This is a genomic window from Pirellulaceae bacterium, from assembly GCA_029243025.1.
Taxonomy (GTDB): Bacteria; Planctomycetota; Planctomycetia; order Pirellulales; family Pirellulaceae.
This window is the reverse complement of record JAQWSU010000042.1, coordinates 191,807-216,831: the sequence shown is the minus strand read 5'-3', so window position 1 is coordinate 216,831 and position 25,025 is coordinate 191,807. Positions and strand designations below refer to the sequence as shown.

At 52.6% G+C, this 25,025-nt stretch carries 17 protein-coding genes; 10 read left to right on the top strand and 7 right to left on the bottom strand.

Annotated elements, in window-relative coordinates:
• From P8N76_18805 to P8N76_18780, 6 genes are all read left to right on the top strand, one after another.
• The coding region (locus P8N76_18805) for a hypothetical protein (GenBank protein ID MDG2383730.1) at window positions 1–521 on the top strand (521 nt) is incomplete at its 5' end.
• 232 nt (window positions 522–753) lie between these two features.
• Window positions 754–1,446: a hypothetical protein gene (locus P8N76_18800; protein MDG2383729.1), complete on the top strand. Its 693-nt coding sequence runs from the start codon at window positions 754–756 to the stop codon at window positions 1,444–1,446.
• Between the two features lie 237 nt (window positions 1,447–1,683).
• Complete coding sequence (locus tag P8N76_18795; GenBank protein MDG2383728.1) at window positions 1,684–2,361, top strand: hypothetical protein; 678 nt, start codon at window positions 1,684–1,686, stop codon at window positions 2,359–2,361.
• A gap of 322 nt (window positions 2,362–2,683) precedes the next feature.
• Window positions 2,684–3,211 carry a hypothetical protein gene (locus P8N76_18790; protein MDG2383727.1) on the top strand — a complete coding sequence of 176 codons (528 nt, stop codon included), beginning with the start codon at window positions 2,684–2,686 and terminating at the stop codon, window positions 3,209–3,211.
• Window positions 3,114–4,328 (top strand): hypothetical protein, encoded by a 1,215-nt coding sequence (locus P8N76_18785; protein ID MDG2383726.1) that lies wholly within the window; start codon window positions 3,114–3,116, stop codon window positions 4,326–4,328. Before P8N76_18790 ends, P8N76_18785 begins: the two co-directional genes overlap by 98 nt.
• Before the next feature lie 1,047 nt (window positions 4,329–5,375).
• Window positions 5,376–6,584, top strand: a complete 1,209-nt coding sequence (locus P8N76_18780) for a CNNM domain-containing protein (GenBank protein ID MDG2383725.1) — start codon at window positions 5,376–5,378, stop codon at window positions 6,582–6,584.
• Window positions 6,585–6,630: 46 nt separating this feature from the next.
• Here P8N76_18780 and P8N76_18775 read toward each other — a convergent pair whose 3' ends face one another.
• The gene (locus P8N76_18775) at window positions 6,631–9,621 is read right to left on the bottom strand and encodes a PQQ-binding-like beta-propeller repeat protein (protein MDG2383724.1); all 2,991 of its coding nucleotides are present in this window, start codon (window positions 9,619–9,621) and stop codon (window positions 6,631–6,633) included.
• 92 nt (window positions 9,622–9,713) lie between these two features.
• On the opposite strand from P8N76_18775, the gene P8N76_18770 reads away from it, so the two are divergent.
• A complete protein-coding gene (locus P8N76_18770) occupies window positions 9,714–11,111 on the top strand; it encodes a hypothetical protein (GenBank protein ID MDG2383723.1) in 1,398 nt (465 codons plus the stop codon).
• A 133-nt stretch (window positions 11,112–11,244) separates the two neighbouring features.
• On the opposite strand, the gene P8N76_18765 is transcribed toward P8N76_18770, so the two are convergent.
• The 3 genes from P8N76_18765 to P8N76_18755 all read right to left on the bottom strand — a co-directional run bounded on the left by P8N76_18765 (window position 11,245) and on the right by P8N76_18755 (window position 15,596).
• On the bottom strand, window positions 11,245–13,017 hold the full coding sequence (locus tag P8N76_18765) for a DUF885 domain-containing protein (GenBank protein MDG2383722.1): 1,773 nt from the start codon (window positions 13,015–13,017) through the stop codon (window positions 11,245–11,247).
• 192 nt (window positions 13,018–13,209) lie between these two features.
• A complete protein-coding gene (locus tag P8N76_18760) occupies window positions 13,210–13,863 on the bottom strand; it encodes a PEP-CTERM sorting domain-containing protein (protein MDG2383721.1) in 654 nt (217 codons plus the stop codon).
• A gap of 782 nt (window positions 13,864–14,645) precedes the next feature.
• Window positions 14,646–15,596 carry a hypothetical protein gene (locus P8N76_18755; protein ID MDG2383720.1) on the bottom strand — a complete coding sequence of 317 codons (951 nt, stop codon included), beginning with the start codon at window positions 15,594–15,596 and terminating at the stop codon, window positions 14,646–14,648.
• A gap of 1,261 nt (window positions 15,597–16,857) precedes the next feature.
• Between P8N76_18755 and P8N76_18750 the strand changes: the two genes are divergently transcribed.
• Window positions 16,858–17,586, top strand: coding sequence for a metallophosphoesterase (locus tag P8N76_18750; GenBank protein MDG2383719.1), 729 nt, complete (start codon window positions 16,858–16,860; stop codon window positions 17,584–17,586).
• Between the two features lie 198 nt (window positions 17,587–17,784).
• On the opposite strand, the gene P8N76_18745 is transcribed toward P8N76_18750, so the two are convergent.
• The gene (locus P8N76_18745; protein MDG2383718.1) at window positions 17,785–18,150 is read right to left on the bottom strand and encodes a DUF3127 domain-containing protein; all 366 of its coding nucleotides are present in this window, start codon (window positions 18,148–18,150) and stop codon (window positions 17,785–17,787) included.
• A gap of 308 nt (window positions 18,151–18,458) precedes the next feature.
• Here P8N76_18745 and P8N76_18740 point away from each other — a divergent pair, with 308 nt between their 5' ends.
• Window positions 18,459–18,689, top strand: coding sequence for a hypothetical protein (locus P8N76_18740; GenBank protein ID MDG2383717.1), 231 nt, complete (start codon window positions 18,459–18,461; stop codon window positions 18,687–18,689).
• A gap of 439 nt (window positions 18,690–19,128) precedes the next feature.
• Window positions 19,129–20,112 carry an aldolase catalytic domain-containing protein gene (locus P8N76_18735; GenBank protein ID MDG2383716.1) on the top strand — a complete coding sequence of 328 codons (984 nt, stop codon included), beginning with the start codon at window positions 19,129–19,131 and terminating at the stop codon, window positions 20,110–20,112.
• Window positions 20,113–20,435: 323 nt separating this feature from the next.
• Here the strand turns inward: P8N76_18735 and P8N76_18730 are convergent, their stop codons facing one another.
• Together P8N76_18730 and P8N76_18725 are read right to left on the bottom strand one after the other, a co-directional pair.
• Window positions 20,436–21,434 carry a hypothetical protein gene (locus P8N76_18730; GenBank protein MDG2383715.1) on the bottom strand — a complete coding sequence of 333 codons (999 nt, stop codon included), beginning with the start codon at window positions 21,432–21,434 and terminating at the stop codon, window positions 20,436–20,438.
• A gap of 50 nt (window positions 21,435–21,484) precedes the next feature.
• On the bottom strand, window positions 21,485–24,406 hold the full coding sequence (locus P8N76_18725) for a protein kinase (GenBank protein ID MDG2383714.1): 2,922 nt from the start codon (window positions 24,404–24,406) through the stop codon (window positions 21,485–21,487).
• Window positions 24,407–25,025 lie beyond the last annotated feature (619 nt).

Here is a 25,025-nt window from a genome sequence, read left to right as displayed (position 1 = left end):
CATCCGCGATTGGTGGTTTCCGAGACACAGGCGTTCAATTGGTGAGTGAATTCCTCTCAGCACGGGCTCAAGCCAATCCGATCCCGGGCGTTATTGCGTTCTCCTCCGCTTCAGCAAGCACCGGTGTGTTCGAGCTCATTTATGACGGCTTTGAATTCGGAGGTCTGGGAGGCGTTGACCTTACAGACGCTGGTTCGAACAAGCAAATTTTGGTCGACTTCATTTCGGCGGACCACGGTGCTGAATTATCCGTAGAATTGAGGGACACCGACGGAAACTTCTTTATCGGGCAAATAGAACTCACGGAAGACCCAGGACTCGTAGGGTTTAAGCTATCGGATTTCACCGGTGTTGATACCACATCAATCGACGCAATCGCCGTAGTGGTCCATGGTGATCCCGAAGGCGACTATGTAATCGACGCTATCTACGCAGCAATTCCTGAGCCGTCCACGATAATGATTTGGAGTCTTATGGCCGTCGGCATGGCTTTCTACGTTCGTCGAAATCGAGCCAGCTAGTTTGAACTCAAACGATTATCTCAAGAAGTAGGTCCGTCGCTTGCGACGGACCTTTTTTTGTGATCAATAGCCGAATGCTGTTTGCACCGGCATGCAGCAAAACGAAAGTTAAACCTGGTTTGACAATTTCTTTGCGAATCGATTTTCGAATTCGATTTAAAGTTTTCGTCAAAACACATTGCCAGTGATTTCGTCACCAACACCTAAAAGCAAAAATCTTGGAACTAACCCCGTGATTCGAATCGCCCCGATAACCTATTTTTGCCTCGCAACAATCGCCTTGGCTCTCCCATCGGCCCATGGCTCGCTCATTGTCATTGACAGTTTTGAAGACGGCACGATCGCATTGGAAGCCACAAATTCCACGCCCAACGTCCAACTGTTGAATCAACCAACTACTTCTGCGATTGGCGGCTATCGGGATACGGCAGTGATATTAAGCAGTGACTATCTTTCCGCTCAAGCAAACAGCAATCCGATCCCAAACGCCATCGCTTTCTCCTCCGGGTCACAAAGTACTGGAGTTTTCGCATTAGTCTATGCAGGAATAGATCACTCAGGCCTGAACGGGGTTGATTTAACCGACGGAGGAACAAACCGGCAAATTACCGTCAACTTCGCCGCAGCTGACCTTGGCGCGGAGATTCAGCTGGCCCTCTGGGACACGTTCGACAGCTACATCGCAACTAGCCAAACCCTCCCAGGTGGACCAGGGCTCGTTAGCTTCCCGTTTTTGAATCTCTCGAACCAAGGAATCGACCTGACTTCGATCAAGGCAATTGAGGTGAATATCCTTGGCCAAGAAGAGGGCGACTATACGATCAACAGCATCTACGCGACCGTCCCAGAACCGACCACCCTCATGATCTGGAGTGCATTTGGAGTGGGAGTAGCGCTTTTCATCCGTCGAAACGGTGTGACCTAGTCCTACCGAACGGTGCGTTTACAACACAGTGGTCCGTCGTTTACGGTGGACCTTTTTTCATAAAAGAAACGAGTAATCATCCTTTGCCGGCGCTAGCCAAAAAAGGAACTCTTTTCGCAGCAGGAATCCTTTGAGCCAACGGACCATCGAGCTTAGTGTGAATGTTCCAAACAAGGAACTCCCTAGATCTCCTCAGACAAACTAGCCCCTTCAATGCGACGCCCTGGAGCGGTAATCGTGAAACGACCCACAAACCCAATCTTCTTCTGGCTAATCACTGCCAGCCTTTCGGCACCACTCGCCAGCGCTTCCGTGATCAACGTAGACAACTTCGGACTTGGCACGGTTGCCTTGGAAGCCACCAACACCTCCCGAGTTGCGTCCTTAGAACTACAGGCAACTCCGTCAGCAATCGGTGGTTTCCGTAGCGCCGAAGTCGAGCTACTCTCTGAATACCTTTCTGTTCAAGCGAACATCAATCCCATCCCGAATATACTTGCATTTTCTTCAACCTCACAAAGCACGGGGCAACTTGAGCTCATTTATTGGGGGGCGGAAAATGCAGGCTTAGGAGGGATCGATCTCACAGACGGCGGCACCAATCAAGTCATCAATGTCGATTTCACCGGTGCAGACTCAAACGCGGAGATCCGAATCGGTCTCTGGGAAACCAATGGCGACTACGCTGAAACCCTTCAAACCCTCTCGGATGGTCCAGAAACGCTAAGCTTCCAGCTCTCAGATTTCACTGTGGACGCCACCTCAATCGACGGAATCAAAGTCAAATTACTCGGCCAAGAAAATGGCGATTACACAATCGACCGCATCTATGCAACGGTGCCAGAGCCGAGCACCCTCACGATCGGGAATCTTTTCGTCATCGCAATCATGTTCTGGTTCCGTCGAAACCGTTAGGCTCGCGATTGGCATGGCGCAGGTCCCGTCAAACCTATCGAATTCGTTCTTCCCAGCTGCGCAAAGAGGCCTTGCTGACAACCAAATACTTTCGATAAAAACAGCTAATTAAAGCCGGTCTCTCCCTTCACGCCACTGGCGTGAAGTAATGGTGAAGCGTTACTGCGAACCATTCTGACCATTCCCCTCGAGTCGATATTATCCGACTTGCCGATTAACGAAATAGGGATAGACTGACCGCACGTCTTTCTCCATTGATTGATTCGGCACAGGGAGTCTTTTCGATGTTACGCGCTCTTTACTGCCCCTCCTACTTACGATTTTGCTTGGGTCACTTTCTGCACAAGCGGTTGAGTGGACAGGTGAAACAGGTGACTTTCTCGACGCCAACAATTGGAGTGACGATGTCCCTGAAACGAGCGACGAGGCGCTGATCAACAACGGAGGAACGGCAAAAATCGCAGACGATGCAGACGTACTTACACTTCGACTGGATCGAAATGGCGGTTCAGGCGTCTTCGAACAATCGAGTGGTTTCTTCACAGCCGGCGGCGCCTTCATCGGTGACAACAGCACCGGCTCAGCGCGGATCAGCAATGGAACTTTCGAAATCGGCAACGACAGCATTCATGTAGGATGGCGCCCAGATGGGATCGGAGAAATGACCATTGATGGAATAGAAGCGTTCATTAAATCGGGCGACGATTTCCAATTGGGACGAGAAGGCACCCGTACCCTCAATTTCTCGGCAGGTGAACTGCGAGCGGGTTACACGGTCATCGGTAAATACGGAACTGGAATTTTGGAACCAAACGGGCAGCCTGTTCGATCAAGACTTTGGGGACATTGAGATCGGTAGCGGTGACGATGCGGCTGGAATAGCTGGCCCTCGCACCGGCACCTTGAATCTCAACGGCGGATTCGTACAAACTTCCGGTCACCTTGCGATTGGAAATCGCCGAGGCGGGGGCGCAGTCAACATCTCAGCTGCCATCATGTCGACGAGCGGTCGTGAGACAAGCAACATCTATATCGGAAGGGGAGCTAATTCATCGCCGGGAACTGGCCAAGCCACAGAACTACGTGTCATCGGTGACGAAAGTATCATCGTTGCCACAGGCGACTTAGTTATGAACGAATCGGAGGTGAGCAGCAATTCGAGTTTGATAACCCAGATCAAGGGGCCAGCAATCACGCCGATTCGACTCTCTGGAGATGCCGACATCAGCAACGGTACGCTTCGCATTGAACTAGATGGATATGCGCCTAACGCAGGCGATAAGTCGACCTTGATCCAGGCCGGTGTCGAATTGGATGACGATTTCGACGCGATCAATGAAATGATCGAGGCAGCAGGATACGAGCCAGTAGAGCACGCCGTCGCGCTTGAATTAGGCGAAATCATCGGCCCCTTTAAATCGGTCGATCATTCTTTGGCGAGACTGACTCCAGGTCTCGATTGGGAAGTAACCTATACCGATGAAGAAGTGCAGCTAGGCGTCATACAAAGCGGAAACATCCCCGGCGACTTCAACGAGAATGGAGTTCTCGACGCCATCGACATTAACCTGCTCTCCGGTCAGGTGCGTCAAGGCACCAATGACATCGCTTACGATCTGAATCAGGATGAACTCGTAAATGACGCGGACCGCAAAATCTGGGTAAATGACCTGAAATTCACCTACTTCGGTGATTCGAATCTCGACGGTGAGTTTAATAGCAGCGACTTTGTTTTCGTATTTACCAAAGTTGAATACGAGGATGGCATTGCAGATAATTCAACTTGGGAGTCGGGTGATTGGAACGGCGATGGAGAATTCGACAGTGCCGATTTCGTCACCGCGTTCCAAGCCAATGGATTTGAGCAAGGGCCTCGCGCTGCGGCTACGGCCATGGCACCTGAACCCGCGTCGAGTGCGCTATTAATCTGCGGCCTGTTACTCTGCATTGGCTTTCGCCGCCGATAAACGAGCGTTAACCTAGCTCGCACCCCTTTCATGCTGCGCCGGAAACAGCGCAACAGTTCTCACCGCGGATTGGCCACCGAACGCCTGCATCGATCGGTTGTCGGCAACTGCTCCCACTCCAGCACAAAGCTTCCAGCAACGACCATGCTTCCTACATCAAGCTGGCTGCTCAACAACTGGACAAGCTATCTCCTCGTGCCTCGCCAAGCAACGAGAAACCCCGCAACACCGTGAGCTGCGCTCTTTAACAGCCAGCCGATATTCATTTCAATTTTTTCCGGCTTCTGATTGAACTCTTACACAGCAGTGCATGTCGATGTCCGATAAGAACAACAATCAGGTAACGACTCGAAACAACGTAACAGCAGCCGTCGTGACTTCAGTGACTTGCATGCAGTCGGACCCAAACGGACCCACCGAATCGGAGGTTAGCTAGACATGATGGAATCAGCAAACGTTCGCCGATATGCCTGCGCGTTACTACTGGCATCACTGCTGGCATTTACTGGCTGTATTTCGCCCAATTTCTTTTCCCCTTCTTCCATGACGGAAGACTCACGATTCGCAACAGCAGCGTGCGGTGGCTGACGAAGCTAAAACACGTGCATGGTCATGCATCGAGAAAACAGCTATTCGATAACTGATTGAACGTTCCAATCGACTGTTTGGAGCGTAGACTTCGCCGGACATGATGGCCCCAGCTTCGAATCAGCGAAATCCATTCTACTCGTCCCCAATCACCACGATCTGGCCATTACGTGGACCGACCCGAGCGACGGTTCCCGTGCGATCGACTCCCAGACCTGTTCTGCTGCAAGAAATTGATCAGATCGCCAGTCCGTGACTCGGCAATCGATCTCTTCCAAATTGCTTTTGACGCGTCCCAAGCAGTGTCGAATCTCAATCCGGAACTCCCGCCAAGAACTCGATCTCGGTCTGCACGTTGACCAGCCTTTCGACTATGATCGTAGTCGCTGGGACAGGTTTTTCATCTCAGCTGTCCAGGGAGTGACACCGTTTCGCAAACTAATTTCATTTGGTGAGACAATGACACGACGTGCAATCTGGTGTGGAACAGCTGTTTGCTTAGCAGTAATTTTGATCACCCTGTCATCCCCCGTGTTGGCGATCGGTCCCGTTCAAGCCGCTGAGGGGGAAATTGGTCAGCCCCAACATTTCACAATGATGGTGGTTTACGCCGTCGTTGCCTTGGCCTTCTCGTTTCTCTGTTCCGTCGCCGAAGCGGTGATGCTTAGTGTTTCACCATCGTATATCGCAAATCTCCGCAACTCAGACGGTGAAAAGAATGCCGCACTCCTGGAAAAGCTGAAGTCAAACATCGATCGTTCTTTAGCAGCCATCCTGACCTTAAATACAATTGCCCATACGGTCGGCGCGGGCGGTGCAGGCGCCGAAGCAGCAGCTTATTACGGCGAGAAGTACGTGGGCGTCGCGATGGCAATCCTCACTCTCTTGATCCTGTTCCTCTCAGAAATCATCCCCAAGACAATTGGGGCGATTTATTGGCGTAGGCTCGCTCCCGTGACGGGCCGTTTCGTCCAGTTTCTAATCTGGGGTCTCTACCCCCTTATTGTCGTATCGGAACTCCTGACGAAGCTACTCGCCCGAGGCAAAGACCCGCATGGGTTTAGTCGCGACGAGTTCACTGCGATGGTTGATCTGGGAGCGGAAGCCGGCAAACTACACCCCACCGAATCACGCATTCTCACCAATTTATTTCGCTTTCCGGAACTCTGTGCCGAAGACATCATGACACCTCGCACCGTTGTCTTCACTCTCCAACAAGACCTAAGCGTCACAGAAGTCTTAAAATCAGAATCCGAGCTTCGTTTTGCTCGCATTCCGATCTTCGCGTCCAACCGTGATGAGATCACCGGATTCGTCTTAAAGGCTGACATCCTTTTGAATCACTATCAGCATGACGGCCAAGCAAAGCTTCGTGATCTAAAACGCGACCTACGTGTCGTTCATGAACGAACCCGACTCAGTCGAGTACTGGATGACATGCTTGACCATCGCTGTCACATCTTGCTGGTTGTGGATGACCACGGCGGCATGGAAGGCGTTGTCACACTCGAGGATGTCGTTGAAACCTTGATCGGATTCGAAATCGTCGACGAATCCGATGCGATCGACGACATGCGGAAACTCGCAAGAAATCAGTGGGCGGAACGGATCAAGCGGGTCGGTTTCGAGGGCCCGATTGATGACCAGGCCCCGCCAACCGACGACTAACAGTTCATGTCCTGGGCATTGGGAGAATGATTCACCGCGTGACCGATCAGGACTCCGGCGAAAAGTGAATCAAGGTGCCGTCTTCGGTTGCGACAAAAATGCGTCCATCTTGATCGATGGCCGTCCCGCCCTTGACGGCCTCTGCCGGCAGAGGCACCAACCAAATATCGCTGCCGTCCTCAATATCGATGGCCACCAAGAATGGTTGATCCGGATGTGCTTCTGAGTGGCCGGTCGCGAGCAACTGCTGATTCGAGACGATAAAGCTAGTGAATCGACGATTCGCCTGATCGCGCCAGATCGTTTTGGGAGGTTGGCCCCCACGGTTTCGAATCCAGCGAGCTGCCTCTTTGCGCGGCTTGTTGACACCGGGCGGAAGCGGTTCTTGCAGCGTTAAATTACTGAACTGACTTCCCTCGTAACTCGCATCGTGAGTTAATGAGCAGCCATCCTGGCACATCACATCAAGCGAAACGAATTTCCCGTAACTGGGATAATACGGATAGAACGCCGTGCGAAACTGTGAGTGAACCTGTTTCTGAGGAGAATTCAAACATGCCAGCGTGCCGAGATCGTAGCGAGCTGTTTCATAAACACCACCGGCCAGGAACCTCAGCTCACCGTCGACGATCGTCAATTCACCCTGCAAACTAATACCATTGTTCACCTCTTGCTGAACCGAACCAGAAGAGATATTTGCCGCCTTCAAACGGCCTGTCATGGCATCGACAGCAACAAGATAGGTGCCGTCGTAATGCGCGATACCAGCCGCTGCGTAAACAACACCGTCCTGCACGACAACTCCCCCCGACACGGGCCAACGAGAAATCAATTTACCGTAAACCGCAATCCAATGATCAGCAGGTGCAACACGGAACGACCATAACTGGCGCCCTGTCTTGGCTTCGAAAGCGTAGACACGACCATCCGCAGAGCCCAAATACAATCGATCATGATCGATTGCTGGCGGAAAATAGACGGCTCCAGCAACGTAAGTCTTCCACACTTCATTGCCCTGGAGATCGAAAGCTCGAACGGTTCCCGATCGATCCGCTATGAAGACCAATCCGCCCGCAACAACGGGAGCAGTGGGAAGATGCCCTGAGGAACACTTCGCTTGAAAGCTTGTTGTTACGCTTTTTGGCACTGCGATCGTCGTTCGATTCGACCTCGCATTATCGCCTTGCAAGGTGGGCCAATCATATCGTTGAGAAGCAAGAGGTTCAACTTGTCTCGTGAGGCTCTCGACGTCACCACTGGCGACTAAGGCATCCGCATAGAGAGAGCCACTCGTTTCGGGCTTCCCAAGGTTGCCGGCGGCTGCAAGCCCAATGTTACCGTACAGCGACAACTGACAGCCACACATCCATGGCCCCCAATACAACATGCCGTTCGAAACAAGTACACCATCTTGGCAGGGCGGTCTCATTGGATCGATGTGTTGAGCCCGATTTTCCTCAGTAAACACGCGGACGGTACCGCCGCTGGCACGATAAAAAATACTGTCGACGCAACCCGTCGCTCGCGTACAAGCACGTCTTGCTGGAAACTTCGCCAACACCTCGCCGGTGTCATAATCAAACCGAAAGCCACTATTTGTTTTCTCAGGCCCCGCAGCCCACACGCCGTCATCTCGTAACACGAGTTGCAGGTTGCCTACCGGGTAGGTCCACTTGAGGCTCCCATCGTCTGTGGACGCAACCACCATTCGTTCACGCTGAGGACCCGCAAAGAACAAATACCGATCATTGCACTTCACGTAACACGTCGTTGCGTAGCCCGTGATGTAATGCTGAGCTCGTCCGTCGACACCAATTGCATCCAAAAGACTCTTGTCTTTGTTTCGCCACAACGTATCACCAGTCTCGACCGCCAGTGCTCCCAAAAAACGAGTAGGGCAATAATAATAAATCTGTTGACTGGACATGCAAACGGACCGAGCGTCGATAAATTCAGCATGATTTTTTTGCCAACGGACTTTTCCCGTATTCAAGTCGATCGCCACCAGGGTTCGCCCAAAGCCAAACGCGGTCTTTAGGTTCTCGTAGTCATGCCCATCCCACATCCCCCATGGCCAATGCCCCAACCCTCTCCTCGCAGATTTTTTCGTATCAACTTTTACTTCTTCGTTGCCCACTAAACCAAACAAGACACCATTCCGGATCGCCATCCATTTCCAAACAGGACCGTCTGCCTGCTCGGGACCGATCACATATTCATTTCGCAAATCTCCCGTTTCACCGTCAATTACCTTGCATGATTCGTTATCGCCCAAATACAACGCATCTTCGGTTGCAACCATCGTGTTTCGATGGATCATAAAACCTTCAGGTAACGCTCGTCGCCAAAGAATTGTGCCGTTATAAGCGTTAATACAAAGTAACGTATTCAGCGACTTATTTTGATTCGCCTTATGAGCGATGTGTCCCATCGCCTTGTACATCCGCCCCCCCGCGATAACCGTTTGTTCAGGCATCGGACTGAATTTTGGAAAACCAAGAAATTGCGTGCGCAATTCCCCTTTCACCAATTGATCGGTAGAGTTTGGATTGTTATCAGGACCGTGATACGGATGCGACCAGTCATCGACCCCCAAAGGCACCGGCTTTGTCAGGATACGTTCACCATCGTGAATATCCGCGTTCGGATGAATTACTCGTAACAATTCGTCATCCGACAAACGCTGAGCCGCAGTTTCCGAGACGTAGAGCAGGTCGGCAATATTGTCCGCCAGATGGATAGTCGGCGTTGTTTCGAATGCAACAAAGATTCTGTCTCCGAGCAACCCTTTATCATCTGCGCTGCTCCGCACCGCCATGACTTGCCGCGAATCATTCGACTGAAAATAGAGAATCAGCTCGGTCTTGGCCAAGAGATCGTGCACGGCGTTGACGCCGCCGGCTGGCAAATCAATCAGAGCAACAATGCCCCGCTTCATGTTAAGCTGGTGGAAGGGCGAGGCGATCGCAACACGCGAACCAATCATCATCGCGAGCGCCAACAAAGAACCAAAAAGCAGACGGCTGGTAAGATGCATTCTAAAACTCCTTTTTTTGGTCCCCAATCGTGACACACAACTGGCTCTAGTTTGACGATTACCGCAAGGAAAACCAAGCAGGAAACCGGAAAGTGACCAATCTCTCCCACTGCCCTCGACATGCAATCATTGCCCAGCCGCCACCTGCTGAGCGGCCAAAAGACGTTCAACAGGGCACAGAGCAGGGGGCTCAAACCACCCCGAAGCAGTACCGTCAGGAACCCTTTCCTTTCAAAGGAATCGGCCGCAAAACCGCCCTTTTCGCCTTGGCTCTCCTGTTCACCATCAGCTCTTCTACCCAAGCGAACTTTGATCTTATCTTCTCGTACGACCCGACGGACCCATTTGAGGAATCTGCTCGAGCATTACTCGACACAGCGGTCGTCAAAGTTGAGAAGCTCTGGGAGAGTTTGATCCTGGGTCAAGAGGGAAATGAATCGACCACTTTTGAAATCCAGATCGGCACCACTGACAGTTCCCTCGCTCTTGGCGGTCCTGCCAGCACATTCAAAAGCGGTAAGCTGACGGTAGCAACTTCAGGATGGGTGAAAATCAACCCAGCATGGGTGGAATCCGCTACCAACGGATTTGGCATCGAAACTGCGGCTGGAATTAATTTATTGGATGAGCTCATCTCACACGAAGTCGGTCACGCGTTGGGAATTGGCTCACTCTGGGACGCCAACCAGATCTACCGTAGCCAGAGCGGGCGCTACACCGGGCAGTACGGATTGCAGGCCTACCGAACGGAGTTCGCTCCTGACGCAACCCACATTCCTGTCGAACTTGCGGGCGATGCAAAAACAGCCGGTGGACACTGGGATCAGCTGCTGCGTTCCTCGGTAGAAGGCGATCCCACAGACCCCTGGTCGTTGTCACCTTTAACCGGAATCGTTGACTCGCGGGGACGAGATTTTGGCCAAGACTTGATGAGCGGTGCCATTGATCCGGATTATGGTGCACCGTTTCTCAGCAATACGACAGTCCAATCGCTGCGAGATATCGGCTACAGCGTCATCCCCCACTTCCCTCTTCCCGCCGACAAGAATGAAGATGGCTTACTCGGACCGAACGACTTAGATCGTATTGGCGTGGCAATTCGCAATCAGTCATCCGATTGGTTTTATGATGTCAACCGGGACGGTCGGTTAGATTCTGTTGATCACCGTGATCTAATGACGATACTTGGCACCGTCCCGGGCGACTCGAATTTTGACCACCGTTTTGACTCACAAGACTTCGTCATCTCATTCCAAACCGGAGAATACGAAGACGGCCAGCTCGAAAACTCCACTTGGAGAGACGGTGATTGGACCGGAGATGCGGAATTCAACTCAGGGGATTTCGTCTATGCTTTTCAATACGGAGCCTATCAACCAACGCCTGCGACCCAACAGGTGCCAGAACCAAATGGCGCAACCCTCTTGATCGCAGCATTGTGTTTCACCCTCGCTCTGTTTCACCCTCGTTGGCAGCCTCATTTGGGCTGAAAAGGGGTACCAAGGCGGTGATGACTAGAGGCCCCACCGTTTCGCAAACACCATCAGACTCGGCCTGCTCATCAATAAATCGCGTGGCATTCCACCTACTAGCGAACCACGATCAACGTTTTCGACAAGACCGTCAATTGGCCTCTTCGATGCGCGCCGGAGCTTGAGAAATCGGAAGATCCAACATCAAGGCGCGAACGAACTTGACCGGTGGAGACCCATAAGACAGAACTTGATCGTGGTATTGCTTAATCTGAAACTGACCTTGCCGTTTCGCCTCTATCTCACGACGCAAATCGGCATGCTCCAAATAACCAACGAAGTAAGTCGACAGCTGCGCCGCGGTAAGTTGTGCCCGCGTCCATTTTGCCGCCGCCTCGCGTTCTTCCTGAAACGTGTCCTCCATCATCAACCGCATCGCCTGATCACGCGATATTCCATCTGTGTGAATCGACTGATCGAGAATCGCATTCGCGATACCCCGCAAATACCATTTGCGGGCGATCAGCTTCATCAACGGATCATCGTCAAGCAAGCCTTCGTCCGCCATCATCTGCTCGGCATAAACGGCCCACCCTTCAATAAAGGTACCAGAGGCAAGCACGGATCGCAGTTTACCCGGATACTGATTCGCAATCGCCAGTTGCACAAAGTGGCCCGGCATCGCCTCATGCACCGTCAAGTCATGAATCGATCTCACATTGTATTCTCGCAGGAATGAGTCGATCTGCTGCGGATTCCAATCCTTGGGAATGGGCGAGACCGCATAGAATGTTTTCAGCCCCACATCCAAGGGCCCCGGCGAATCACAATACGCGAATGAGACGCCTCGTTGAAATTCAGGCATCGCGATGATTTCGAGGGGATCAGGCGGTATCGTTAGCAGATCTTTTTTTCGCACAAATTCGGTCGTCAACGCCAATGATGCTTTCGCCGTGTCGAGTACCTCCTCGGCATTCGGACGGTCCACATACGCCATTTCCAAGGCAGCCCGAATCATCGCCTGCTGATATTCCTCTGAAGGCGCAGCGGGAAAGATCGTGAAGGGAAACTTATCAAGATAGGCCCGCTGCGCTATTTGGTACATTTCCCGGCGAACACGACTCAATTCCGCAACAGCCCGCTTTCGGAGCTGCTGCCTCGTCATTGGTGTGTGAAGCGCAAATGACAGTTTTTTATCGTAAAGCACGGCCCCTAATCGATAATCACCACTCGCATCTGGCAACAGCTCCGACTCAAGCCACTCTTGATGTGCATGCACAGCCTTGCGTGCGGATTCAATGGCTTGATTCAGCCGCACAGCATCTTTGGCAGATAATCGGTCGATCAGGGGAACGACAAGATTATTAATCGTACTCAGTACGCCACGATTCTGCTTGATCGCCGTCTCGGCATGAATGCGGGGGACGCGACGGGCGTCCAAAGTTCCTTCGACCTGCTGCAACATTCTCGGAAGCTGCTCTAACCGCGAGACCACATTCAGCAAGCGTTCTTGCACGGGCGCAAAATCTCGCGCCATCAGTCCATAGATCGCACGACCACTCAATTCCGTATAGACCAACGGATTCCAGGCCCATTCCTGGAGCTCCTCCATTCGCCACAACTTCGCCCGTAGTTCATGCCGAAGCAGCGCTAAGTCAACTTGATGCGGTCGGGATAATTCAGCTACCTCAATCTTGTTCAGTCGAATCAAAAATTCCCGATAGAGGTCGACCGCACGTTGACGAGCGGCAGGGCTTACCTCGTCAAGCTTTCCGTCAAAACGATGATCCCCTAACACGGTGGCGGTGACAGGACTCAATGCCGGGAATTGCCGGACGTAAGATGCGGCCAGCGATTGAAATTGACTGTCCGCAGAGGGAAATGAAGTAACTGAAACAATCGCGAACAGAATGATGGTTTGCATGAATCCCTCAACATACCAGCTTGTTTGGCAAATACAGTGAGTTGGGAATCGACCGAGCCGAAAGGCAATTCAGTTCGGCAATTCAGTTCGGCAATTCTCTCACTGTAAAGATTTCGAGACAGTTTGCCAGCCAATAAAAAAAGCCGCTCTAGTGAGCGGCTTTCTTTGCGATTCAACGTGTCTGCCGAAGTATTATCGACGTCGACGGTAGGCGATCAGGCCAAGCAGAGCAAAGGCAGCGAGCGTGGCAGTGGCCGGCTCGGGTACCGTGAGAAGTTCAACTTCTGCGATCTGCATGCTGTTGGCGGCTTCCGCATCCTTCAAGGTTGGGAAGATGAGTTGATAGTGATCCCAAGCGATATCGTTATCGAAAAGGATTTCTTGATGGAAGGCAGCTGGATTTCCTGTCGGAGGAATAACAACAGCACCGCCACCGGCGTTTCGGCCGTCGGGAAGTTCTAAGTTACCCGAAGAAATTGCACTCCAAGGACCCGCGATCGTGTCCATCGAACCGAACAATTGGTAACTTGCAGGGTCACGCGGCACTGCATCATTCGCAGTGTACAAACGCAGACCAGTTACGGTGAGCTGATTGTTGGTTGGAGTTACGGAGAAACCTGAGTTCAGGTCAAGGAAGTTCAGGTACTTCTGACCGATGTCGTCGATGGCATGGGAAACCACTTCGCCAGCCGGCGGTGGCCCATCAGCCCCATCACTTTGATTTACACCACTTACGAGCTGAATCGCATCACCGGGACGGGTGATGTCGATCATACCCGCTGTGAGGAGCGAAGTTTGGCACACGAAGTACAAACTCGCAAACAGCGCACATGTTAAAAGCTTCATTGATCGTACCTCACGAGAAAAACGTCAAAACGCAGTTGATATCAAAACAAACGCAGAAACTGTCGAATCGACGAACGTGAGGCGCAACGAATTGAATTCGAACAGATCACTACTATCCCAAGAAGAAAAATGCGATCCAAGGATAGGTAGGGCAGCCACGCCAGCGTGGCCAAGAATTTGAGCGAATTAAATTGAAGCCGACTCAGTTTGATCGAGTCAACAGTTTCGCGTCACTAGCTGCCCATTATTTATCAAATGCTTGAGAAAACTCACGAATACTTACGGGACCGACCTGATCCCGAACCCCCAATATACTGGCTATGGAGTCTCAATCAATAGTTTTGACGTTAAATTCCTCCCAATTTCCCAACTTTTCTCTCCGTGATCACCTGAACTGCAAAAAAAACAACCTGTGTTGCAGCAGATTCAAAAAAAACACTTTTAATTTGACAAACAACCCGTAATCGCCGCCCCCATCCAACAAAATTCTCATCCCCTACGAACCTCCAGCAAAACAAATCGGAGCGTGGTGCTCGCACCCTTCTGGAAACGGGTAGAAAACCTACGCGTGATCGCTCGGCTTCGTTCGCTCGGTCCAGCGCCGGTCCAGCGCCGGTCCAGCGCCGGTTTTGCACCGGTTTTGCACCGGTCGCCTCGTTGCAGTCGCTCCACGGGCCGAAGAAGACCGGGCAAGCCAACCACCCACATCGATCAGGTCACTCTCACCGGGACGGTCGACGACCACCGTTGACGACCACCGTTGACCAACATCATCCATGGCATCACTTGAATAAATGCTCGGAGTCGCTTCGGGACGAAACCTCTTGGATCAGCCGCTCCAATTCCGCAACTCGGGTCTCGAGGCGCGTCTTTTCGGCTTTTTCACGCTCCAATTCAACCGCCATTTCCTCGAGGTAGCTCTGGATCGCAAATTCTTCCTTCGGCCCTTCGATTATTTCTATGCCCCAAGTGTCTCGATCCTCTGCGGATTTCGCGGCCGTCTCAAGTCGTGCCGTTTCAATCACCTCATCCCGCAACGACTCACGTATCTCCTCGCGTTCCAGGGCCGACTCAAAATAGGCTTCAAGTTGAGCTTTCTCGACAGCGGCTTCCGCAAAACGACTTAACATCTCCTCGCGTTGGGCCGCATGCTCGGCATGGGATTGCAATCTTGCGTTTTCAACCGCCAGATGGGTTTCAAAAACGAGCAAATCTTGACGTTCGACCGCTAACTCCTGACGGGTGACAAGCTCGGCATTCTCCAGCCGAAGCTGGAGCATCGCCTGCTGAAAACGATCTTTCAATCGGCCCATTTCCTCTCGCGCTTCTGACTGGGCACGAAGTCGAGCATTTTCTGCAACTAATTGCATAAGCTGAGTAGAAGTCTCGGTTCCAGCCACGGGCGACGGCTGTTTCATGGAAGACAACGTCGTTTGATCGTCTCGCACGTTCTTCAGAGGCTGTACCGGAGGGCACATCTGAGCGAAAACGGCTTCTCCCACCGAAAACGAGTCGCTTGATACTGGTTTGCTGCAACATTTTTGATCCGCACAAGTTTTATTCGCACAAGGTGGGGCTGGCCCACGGAAGCGAATTTGACGCTCAATAACGACCGGCATTTGCGTCCCAAGCCCTGGAACTTCGACCGGTTCCTGCTGCTGAGAGGTTTCAGGAGTTACATTTGCAGCCCAAAGGGACGCCAACTTTGACTCCATGGTTTCTGACTCGCTCACGTTTTTGCTCCGTGCTTGCCACGAAACAGCTTCGCCGTCCCCTCGCACCTGCCTAACGAACGACTCCGGCGATCGACGCAGATGCCCGGATTGAGTCGCAACGATGGGTACCACCGTTTCGTGACCTGGGGCCAGATCGACAGAGACGACCAGGGCTCGCCGATCGACCGACCTCGCGTCCACTGCGACTTTTTCGCTCGGGTCACGTTGCGTTTGTCGCCGGGCTAAGTTAACCCACAACTCACTGGCATTTGCGGGTTGATATTCAGCAAGCTCACCCAGGATCGATTTCGCAAAACGAGCGACACGCTCACGCGTGCAATTGACCGATTCACATCCCGCAGGTTGGTCAGAACATGAAGCAATTTGTTGGTCCGGCGATTGCCCCGCACAAACACAAGCCGAAGCTGGCGGTGATTTTTGACACTGGCAAGACGAAGATTTCGGATTCGATTTCGTTTTTGAAACGGTCCCCAGGGAGATCTTACCAATTTGGCAATCGCCAGTTTGGTTGGTGCGGCAAGCTTGATGCTCGCACGACGCGGTTCGGATCATCTCGCTGGCGAATTTGGCACCCCCATCCGTGTTGCATCTATCGCATCGCTTTCCCGCTGGACAACCCGCTGACAAGTCCGTGGCTAAGGGCATCAATCCGAGGGGAAAGCGATCCCCACGATGCAGCGACGTTTTGGCCGAACATTCAGCCGCAGCGCAATGGTCCCCACCCTCTTGATGGGCCGGATCCGCGTTCAGACTTGGAGTAACGACAGCGCTCACCAAGATAGTGAAGAACCCTATTCGGAGCATTCTGATTTCCCTTCCCAACGAAACGAGATATTTTGATACCGGTCGATTGACGCAGAGCTATACTGACAATCCTGGGCAAGTCGCAAGGTCAGTCTCGTTCGAGAGACGGGGAATCCATCGCGATGGGACGGTTGCGAACGGTTCCTGCCCGCCATTTTCGACTTTTCCAGCCGTTTATCAGATCTATCTCGAATTGTTAACAACGGAGAAACGATCTCCGCCGATTGAACGTTCGACGAAACGGCTAGCAGCCACCATGATTCATGCGACAAGATGAATGAGGGAAACTTGCATGAAGATGCATACAAGGAACAGAAACTCACATCGACAAATCGCTCCCGACCTGCGGCACGGCCAAGGACTGTGATATTTCTTTCCAAACTCAGCAAATAACCTGACACGGGCTGTCGCACACTTGCACATTCCGAGGCAGCTCCTACGAATCGGCAAAAAAGTGGCAATTTCCAACAACCATCCGGACGGACGAATTATCGCCATCGGCGACATTCACGGCTGCTCATTCGCTCTGGAGAGCTTGCTTGACGTCATTCGGCCAACTTTACACGACCAGATTGTCTGCCTGGGTGATGTGGTTGATTGCGGTCGAGAAACGCGGAACGTGCTTGACACCTTGCTCAACTTGCGCGAACAGTGCCAGTTGACGATGATTCTTGGCAACCACGAAGAGATGCTGCTGAACGCATTCGACGACTCGGGGCTGCTGTCGACTTGGTTAAATTTGGGTGGATACGACACGATCAATTCCTACCGCTATGCAGGCACGATCGCCGACATTCCCTCGGATCACATCGCATTCATTCGAGAGTTTCGCGACTTTTTCGAAACTGAAGGGCACATCTTTACCCACGCGAACTACGATCCGGAGCTTCCGTTGGCGGAAATGCCCGGGCACGTGCTGCGTTGGTCACTCCTCGAGGAACCCTTTCCAACGCCTCATCGATCAGGCAAGGTCGCCATTGTCGGTCACACCGAACAGCACAATGGGGAGATTTTGGACTTGGAGCATGTCAAATGCATTGACACCTGTTGTCACGGATACGGCTGGCTCACGGCCCTGGATGTGAATTCCGGCAACTACTGGCAAACCAGTCGCTGGGGCGCGTTTCGCGAAGGAGAAACGATCGATGGTTTACATCAGGCCAGGTCAGTGCTTCACAGCTAAGTTGCAAAACAAATCGTTCCGTTAACTCACGACTTGCCCCCGCTGCTCCTGCCAGTCACCTCTCAGTTCGGCACCGAGAAACCAGCCGCAATCCTGCGACATCGCACGGGAACTCTGGCAGCGGTTAGCAGGCTGCCCCAAGCTCCAACCGATCCGCAGTCCGGGTCGCCGCAATTTTAGGGAGACAACTCTTCGCTGCTAGAACGGAACTTCATCGTCTTCATCAATTTGCGCTGATGAGGGCACCGGCTTGGAGCCGCTATCATCTTTTTTCTTGACGACTTTGAATTGTAGTGCCTCAGCGTTAAGAAAATACTTTACTTCGCTACTTTCGTCTCGCTGCCACTTGCGGCCGTTCAACCGGTAGGTCACATCGACCTCATCACCAACCTTCAGTTCATCAACCGTATCACATCCCTCCTGAACAAATTCCAAGGGCACGTAATTTGTGAAACGCCCCTTGTCCTGTTCAAGCACCACCAGTCGTTTACGAAATCCCTTTTGGCCAAAGGTCTTCGTATCTTCGATGACATGGACCACCCCACGAACGTTTGGCTCACTCATATTCGATCCAATCTCCTCTTTTGAATTTATCAGCGATCTTGAGTTCCCAAGCTCGTCTTAAACGTCGCCGTAAAAACGGCCACCCTGAATCATTGATGGTTGGGAGGATGCCATCGTAAGAGGTCCGAGGTCCGCCAGCAAGCCATGGTGAGAGACTGTCGCTACCCACCCCCCAGCTTCTCGCCCCAAGATATAGATCCTGTCTTATTTGAGCCACAAAATCTTGGGGGTGACCAAACGTGTCTCTCGTCTGACGAAACTGGGGAAAGAATCAGTGAGTCTTCGAACCGACACAAAAGGAGTGGAGCATGTTTCCAGGAATCGTGATCTGTCGTCATTTCCAGGTTGAATGGTTGGACTCGGCCTGCTGTCGTTGTGAAGGCTGTGGAAAAATCGGACACTGGTCAAACGAGATGGTGATTTGGCAACGGCCGCCTCGATTCCCCCATGCCGTATCGGTCACGGGTCGGACACCCGACGCAGAAACAAGCCCAGAGAGTCTTCGTCTGGACAGTGGCGCCGCCAAACTGGCGAGTTGAGTCAACCAGCGACTTTTGGTTAGCTGCGAACCGAATTCAACCGTTGCAAGATTGCCTCACCATCAAGCTCAAGCAACGAAATGCGAGTCAGGCCAGCGTCGATTGCAGACAAAACATGGCCCTTTTCGCGTCTCGAGGCCGAAATCCAGCCTGAAAAAGGGCTGATCTGATCGCCGATTGTACCGACGAACGGCCAACCCGACCTGACCTTGATACTTTGGCAATCGCGAGAAGTGTCCGGCATGATTAATCAGCTTAATCGCTCCCGAAAGATTGATCGGCAAACCCCAAAACGCGAACGAACGTTATTAATGTCCACGAAGCGATAAACTTTGGCCAGTTTGGGCCTAGACGCCGTTGCTTGCCCAGGCAACTAAAACTATAGATATACGTTTGCCCATTCCCCGTTTTGATGACGCTTAGCAGCGAAAGTTTCCACATGGCCGATAAAGCACCCTGGATTACCTATCGTCCGGAACTGAAAGTTCTTGACTGCACCATCCGTGATGGCGGACTGATCAACAACCATCAGTTTACCGATGAAGTCGTTAAGGCTGTTTACGAGACGTGCATCGCCGCCGGCATCGATTACATGGAAATCGGCTACAAGAATTCACCCCGAGTGTTTTCCAAAGCCGACTATGGTGCTTGGCGTCATTGCGACGAAGACGACATGCGTCGGATCGTCGGCGACCATGACGCCGAGAAAACCGGCTTGAAACTCACAGCGATGGCCGACGCAGAAAAGAGTGATTGGAAGGACCAAATCATTCCGCGTGACCAAAGCGTGCTTGACATGGTTCGCGTGGCGTTCTACGCCCATCAGGTTTCCGAAGCCGTGCAAATGATCGAACATTGCCACGAGATGGGCTACGAAACAATGGCCAATCTCATGGCCGTTTCGAATATCACCGAGCGTGAGATCGACACGGTGCTGTCGGCGATCAAACCCACACCGGCGGGCACAATGGTAATCGTCGATAGTTTCGGTCACCTCTATCGTGAACAAATCGACATGCTCTACCGCAAGTACTTTGCGGCGATGGAGGGAACCGGCAAAGAGATCGGGATTCATGCCCACAACAACATGCAACTCGCTTTCGCAAACACTCTAGAAGCGATCATTTTGGGAGCCAATCGAGCGGATGCAACGATGATGGGTCTGGGGCGAGGCGCAGGAAACTGCCCGATGGAACTGTTGCTGGGCTTCCTCCGCAACCCAAAATTCTCACTCCGGCCGGTGATTAAGTTATTGCGGGATCAGATCGATCCACTGCGAGATACAGTCGAATGGGGGGCGCTAGTTCCCTACAACATCACCGGATCTTTGAATCTTCACCCCAGATCGGCAATGGAGTTCCGAACCACCGAAGACAAAGACGATTACCTCAAGTTCTACGATCAAATCGTCAGTGATGCCTGAACGACTGAATCCAATATCGACTGACGACCACAGTCGCTTCGACCGACACACGGTACTTGACCGTACCCTTCAAAGTCAGCCCGACCAAGGCCGTCTGCCACCAGTCCGCAGACCGGCCGATGCAAACCCATCGCGCTTCGCCCAAGCAAAAGGGGCAGCGTCCGCATGGCCGATCCGGTTTCCGTCTTTTTTCTCTGCCAAACGAAGAGACGCAAACTCGCCAAGGGCCTAACTCCAACGGAATCTTGTATGAAGGCCATGTTTGGTAGCCCCTCTCGAACAAAAAACCGAATGATCACCCAAGGTTCCGGGCCAACATGATGCTATTGCGTACCATAGAGGCAGAGGTTGCCTAGGCGAAGGTCAGAACTCTCGTTCGACGAATTGTGAAGAGAAATGGCTAACACATGTTCACCGGGCGACAATCCTCCAGGTATTCTCACGATCATTCTTGCCGTTTCAGCCGTGGAAGTGATGGCGTGCGTAGCCATTGCGTCATATGCATCTTCAGAATCAGCCGGTACATTGCTGCGGGCAACTTCTTTCCCGTCAAGATAGACGATCACACCATCGTCTCGATAACAGGTAAGAATCAAACCCAGGTATTCTCGATCGGTTTCAAAGCGAGCACGGAAATAGGCCGTGTTACGGGCACCAGCCGGCGGCTCACCAATCGATACCGCCACAGGAGCTCCATAGCCAAACCCTGTCAGCCATTCTAATTCCCGGCCCGTTTGCCAGGTTGAATCATCGTAGTCGAGCCGGTGGAATCGTTCGTGAAAACCTGGCTCCGAAACTTCTGGATCCAGACCGTCCACCGGATGCAACCACTTCCACTCCGCACCAGGAGGCAAAATGGCGACGATCGTATCCCTGAGTGCCTGGGGCACCATCACTCCGATTTCCTGTCGCCCCTGTTCCGCCATCGCCGCACGTTGAAGACGAGCGACGACGATCGGGCCAACAAAAATCACAATACTTAGAGTCCCTCCCAACGTGGCGCCGATAATCGCAAGCCAGCGTCCCTTCAAGGCTGCGGAACTCGATTGCCGTCGAATATCACTGAGGGCGCACACGCCCAAGATCAACGCCGGGATTCCGGTCAGGAATAACAGCAGAAACGACAGGAAGCCCAGCACGCAACTAATGATCGCCTTCCGGCTAAACCGGCTGCGAGGCCAACGTCCGTCCGATCGAAATTGAGTGTGACAGTTTGCACAAACCAAGCTTCCCACTCCCGCTTGTGCTAACAGTTGAGCAGCACAGTTCGGACAGACGACAGCACCCCATTCGGAAGCTGTTGTGTGGATCGAGCTGTTCATAAAACGCGGCCCCCATGCAAACCCAGTTTGCCTTCCCTTACTTGACCGATTTAATGTCGCACCAAATAGGTACCTGCCAAAATATCCTGCAAACCGCGTCTGGGCTGCAAAATGGCTGTCACGAAGCCAACAATTTGCACGATCCCAAACGCCCCCAAATAAGCACTGAGCATCGTCCAAGTGAAGCGGGTTTCCATCGGCACGTTTCCCACGCCGGCGACCATTCCAGAAAGAAAAATAAACCAGATTCCCAACACTGCTTGAAACGATAACACAGGAGTCCAAGCCACCACATTCCTCCAAGCACAGCGTGCCGAGGAGGCCGGGGCACGTGAGTTCGATCGCACGTCCGTACCCGTCAACCAAAAGGCAAGTCCACCACGTAACCCGTAACCGATCGAAGCTGCAAAAACCAACCCGATCACCGTACCTGTTGCCACGGAATATGCGATGGGAAGATTCGTTTGAGTTCCCAACATCATGGCAACCACAAACGCGACTGTCCCATAGAGAATGGTCTCGACCCCTGACGAAATGGCCAACACGCCAAGTCGGTCATCCCAGCGAAAACGATACGGATGCAAGGCCATTCGCCGCAGCGCTGAGGCAACAGCATCAATGGATTGAGTTGGATTTCGATGCTGCGATCGCACCAAATCCAATGCCACGCCCGGCGTTTCTTCATCTTGAATACACAATTGGGCGACTGCACTCAGGAACCGAGTAATACTTGACTTGTCCGTCGACTCCAGGCGATGTCCCGCCGAGACAACCGCCTGCACACCCTCCGATTCGCCACCACGCCTACTTTCCAACAATGGCTGATCAAGTAGTTTTACGTGACCATTGTTGTTGAGCCATAACTGATCCGTTGCCAGGCTATTTGGTAAGGTTCCATCCTTGCTCGCGGATGCCAACTCTTCGCATGTCTCCAGAAATACCTTTCGCCCTATCGCCCAAGGCAGATCTGCGAATCGCGTATACTCCGTCAGGGAAATGCCATCGACGGATTCCAACGCGTACCACTTGATGCCGTCATCTTCACCTTCCATGAGCCAGCGTTGACGTGCAGTACGTGCCAGACGAATTCGAGATCTGGGAACTTTTTGGTCGGTTTGAGTGAGACAAATCCAAGCGGGACGTTGCAAACGTTCATCTTGGGCAGCCAACACAGGTACGCCAGCGAATTCTCCCAGTCGCCCCAAGACATGAAAGGTTCCAAGGCGTTCTGGCAATGAGCTATCCAAGGCCGGTGCCATTTGGGGCAAGGCGAGATGGATCGCTGACAACTCATCGGCAGACAAACGTATCACTCGAGTACTGCTCACATATTCATGAATTCCTCGAAAACCGTTACGGACGCGCATCGTGCTGCAAACGACCAAGCAGGCTCCGATCTTGGCGATGGAAAATAATTGCGGCACGATTGCGCTATTCCAGACGCTGATGCTTGCAAAAACGGCTTCATCCGCTCGAAACATCAGCTCTTCGTATCGATTCTCAAGTAAATCGACGCCTAACCAGGCGACCCCGGGAAGAATCAACGCGCGAACCAACGAGCGCCAAATCCCAGGAGGCTCGCCTTCGGCATCCACCACTCGTAGTCCAAACCAAAACTTTCCCAACGAGCATCCGAACATTCCTTCACAAGCCGTGAAATACGGAATCCAAACGAGGGTTGCAATGAACCCTTGCCAAATGCCGATATCAGACGCCGAACGGCTCAGCCACTGAAAGGTGGCCAGGGCAGCAGAGATGACAGCCACCACGATGCTCAGCAGCAAACCATCCACAAAGAACGCGGCCACGCGCCGTCCCACATCCGCAATTGACTTCCCTTGACTTGAATAGGGCAGCAGTGCGCGTCGAAACTCTGCCACGTCACAATATCGCTGATCCGGATCCTTTTTCATGGCGCCCTGAATGACGCGACTGAGTGATTTGGGCACCGCAGAATTGACAGAATTCAAGGCCGGAGGATCATCCGCCACAATTTGCGCGATTACCGCCGCGGCATCGCCGGTAAATGGCGGCTTTCCTGCCAACAAAAAATACAACGTGGCTCCGACTGCAAATTCATCAGTTCGGTGATCCACATCAACGCGGCGAAATTGCTCGGGAGCTGCAAACTGCGGAGTTCCCAAGAAAGTGCCGGTTCGGGTCAGATCGGAATCGGCAACCAATGACTTCGAGAGACCAAAATCACCAATCTTAACGCGGCCCTCTTCATCAAGAAAACAGTTCGAGGGCTTCACATCTCGGTGAATCACACCCGCTTTGTGCGCGGCTTCCAAACCCTCCAGAACGTCGAGCGCGTAATCGACTGCCTGGGGGACCGGTAACTGGCCACGCTCCTGAACTTCATCTCGCAACGTGCGACCTGGCATGCGTTCCATGGCAATGAAAAAGTGTCCGTCAACTTCACCGGCCTCATAGACGAAAGTCGTACGAGGGTGCGAAAGCGCCGCGGCAAGATTCGCTTCATTTAAAAAACGGTCAATCGTCTCACGCGTTCGGGGTAAATTCGGAGACAACAATTTCAGTGCGACACGCCGCCCCGAAGCTTGATGTTCCGCATCAAGGACAACCCCCATGCCACCTTGTCCCAGTTGTCGAATCAGACGATACGGCCCCACTTGAGCACCAGGGCGCAACGGAGAAAGGGAAGGCGCTGGCTCTTCAGAAGACAACTTGGAGTCCGACTCACTTCGATAGACAAATGTTGATGCGGAAGAATCTTCCTGATTCGGCATCCACCGCTCCGTCAAGTCGCTTTGACCGCCCCCCTTTGTCCCGGAAGGAGGGAAAATCGTGGACGACAAACGTGCTCGAATCTGATCAGCTAGCTCAGGATGCTGCCGTACGAGCTCATCAACACTCGGAGCGTTATCCGACTCCAGCTCGTGTTGATAGTCTGAAACGATGCGCTCCAAACGGTCCAAATCAGGATTCTCACCGTCCAAATGACCCACTCAGACACCGCTCCTCGCATTTTTAATTCGCTGGAACACACAACCCACTCGGTTCGTTATTCTAAACGCGCAACTCTCTTGCCCGAATACGAGATGCAATCGGATTCCTCTCAAAACAGATCGGTGATCGTCCAAACGGGTGCAATTTGATACAAATCTACTCAATCAGCCTTGGCAATCGCCGATCCCCTCAACGAAGATGTTCGACATTCCCAGTCGGCCTGGGACACATGTCAGTGAAAACCAGAGGAAACCCATTGCCGGCGTACCGAGAAAGCCGTCTTTGAGCCCTAACCGGAACGTTCGCCGGCTGTCTTGCCATCCCGACACGCTCGATCACTCCCTCAGATCGCAACGAACTTCGCCCGCATATCAAAATACGAAGTCCAAGGAAATGCCGAACAAACATCACGATTGAAAACGCCGACAAATCTCTCATCCGCACAGCATCCGATTACCAGCCACCTGAGGCCAGCGGCCGAGGGACGCGACACCGCCGGCTGTCGGCCTCTTCCAGGTCGACTTACCAACAACGAAAGCTTCGCATTCTCCTGACCGAAATAGCTTAGCCAAATCAAAGCTGTCAAAGCGACCGTCTCAATTGGAGTTGCCGACCAAG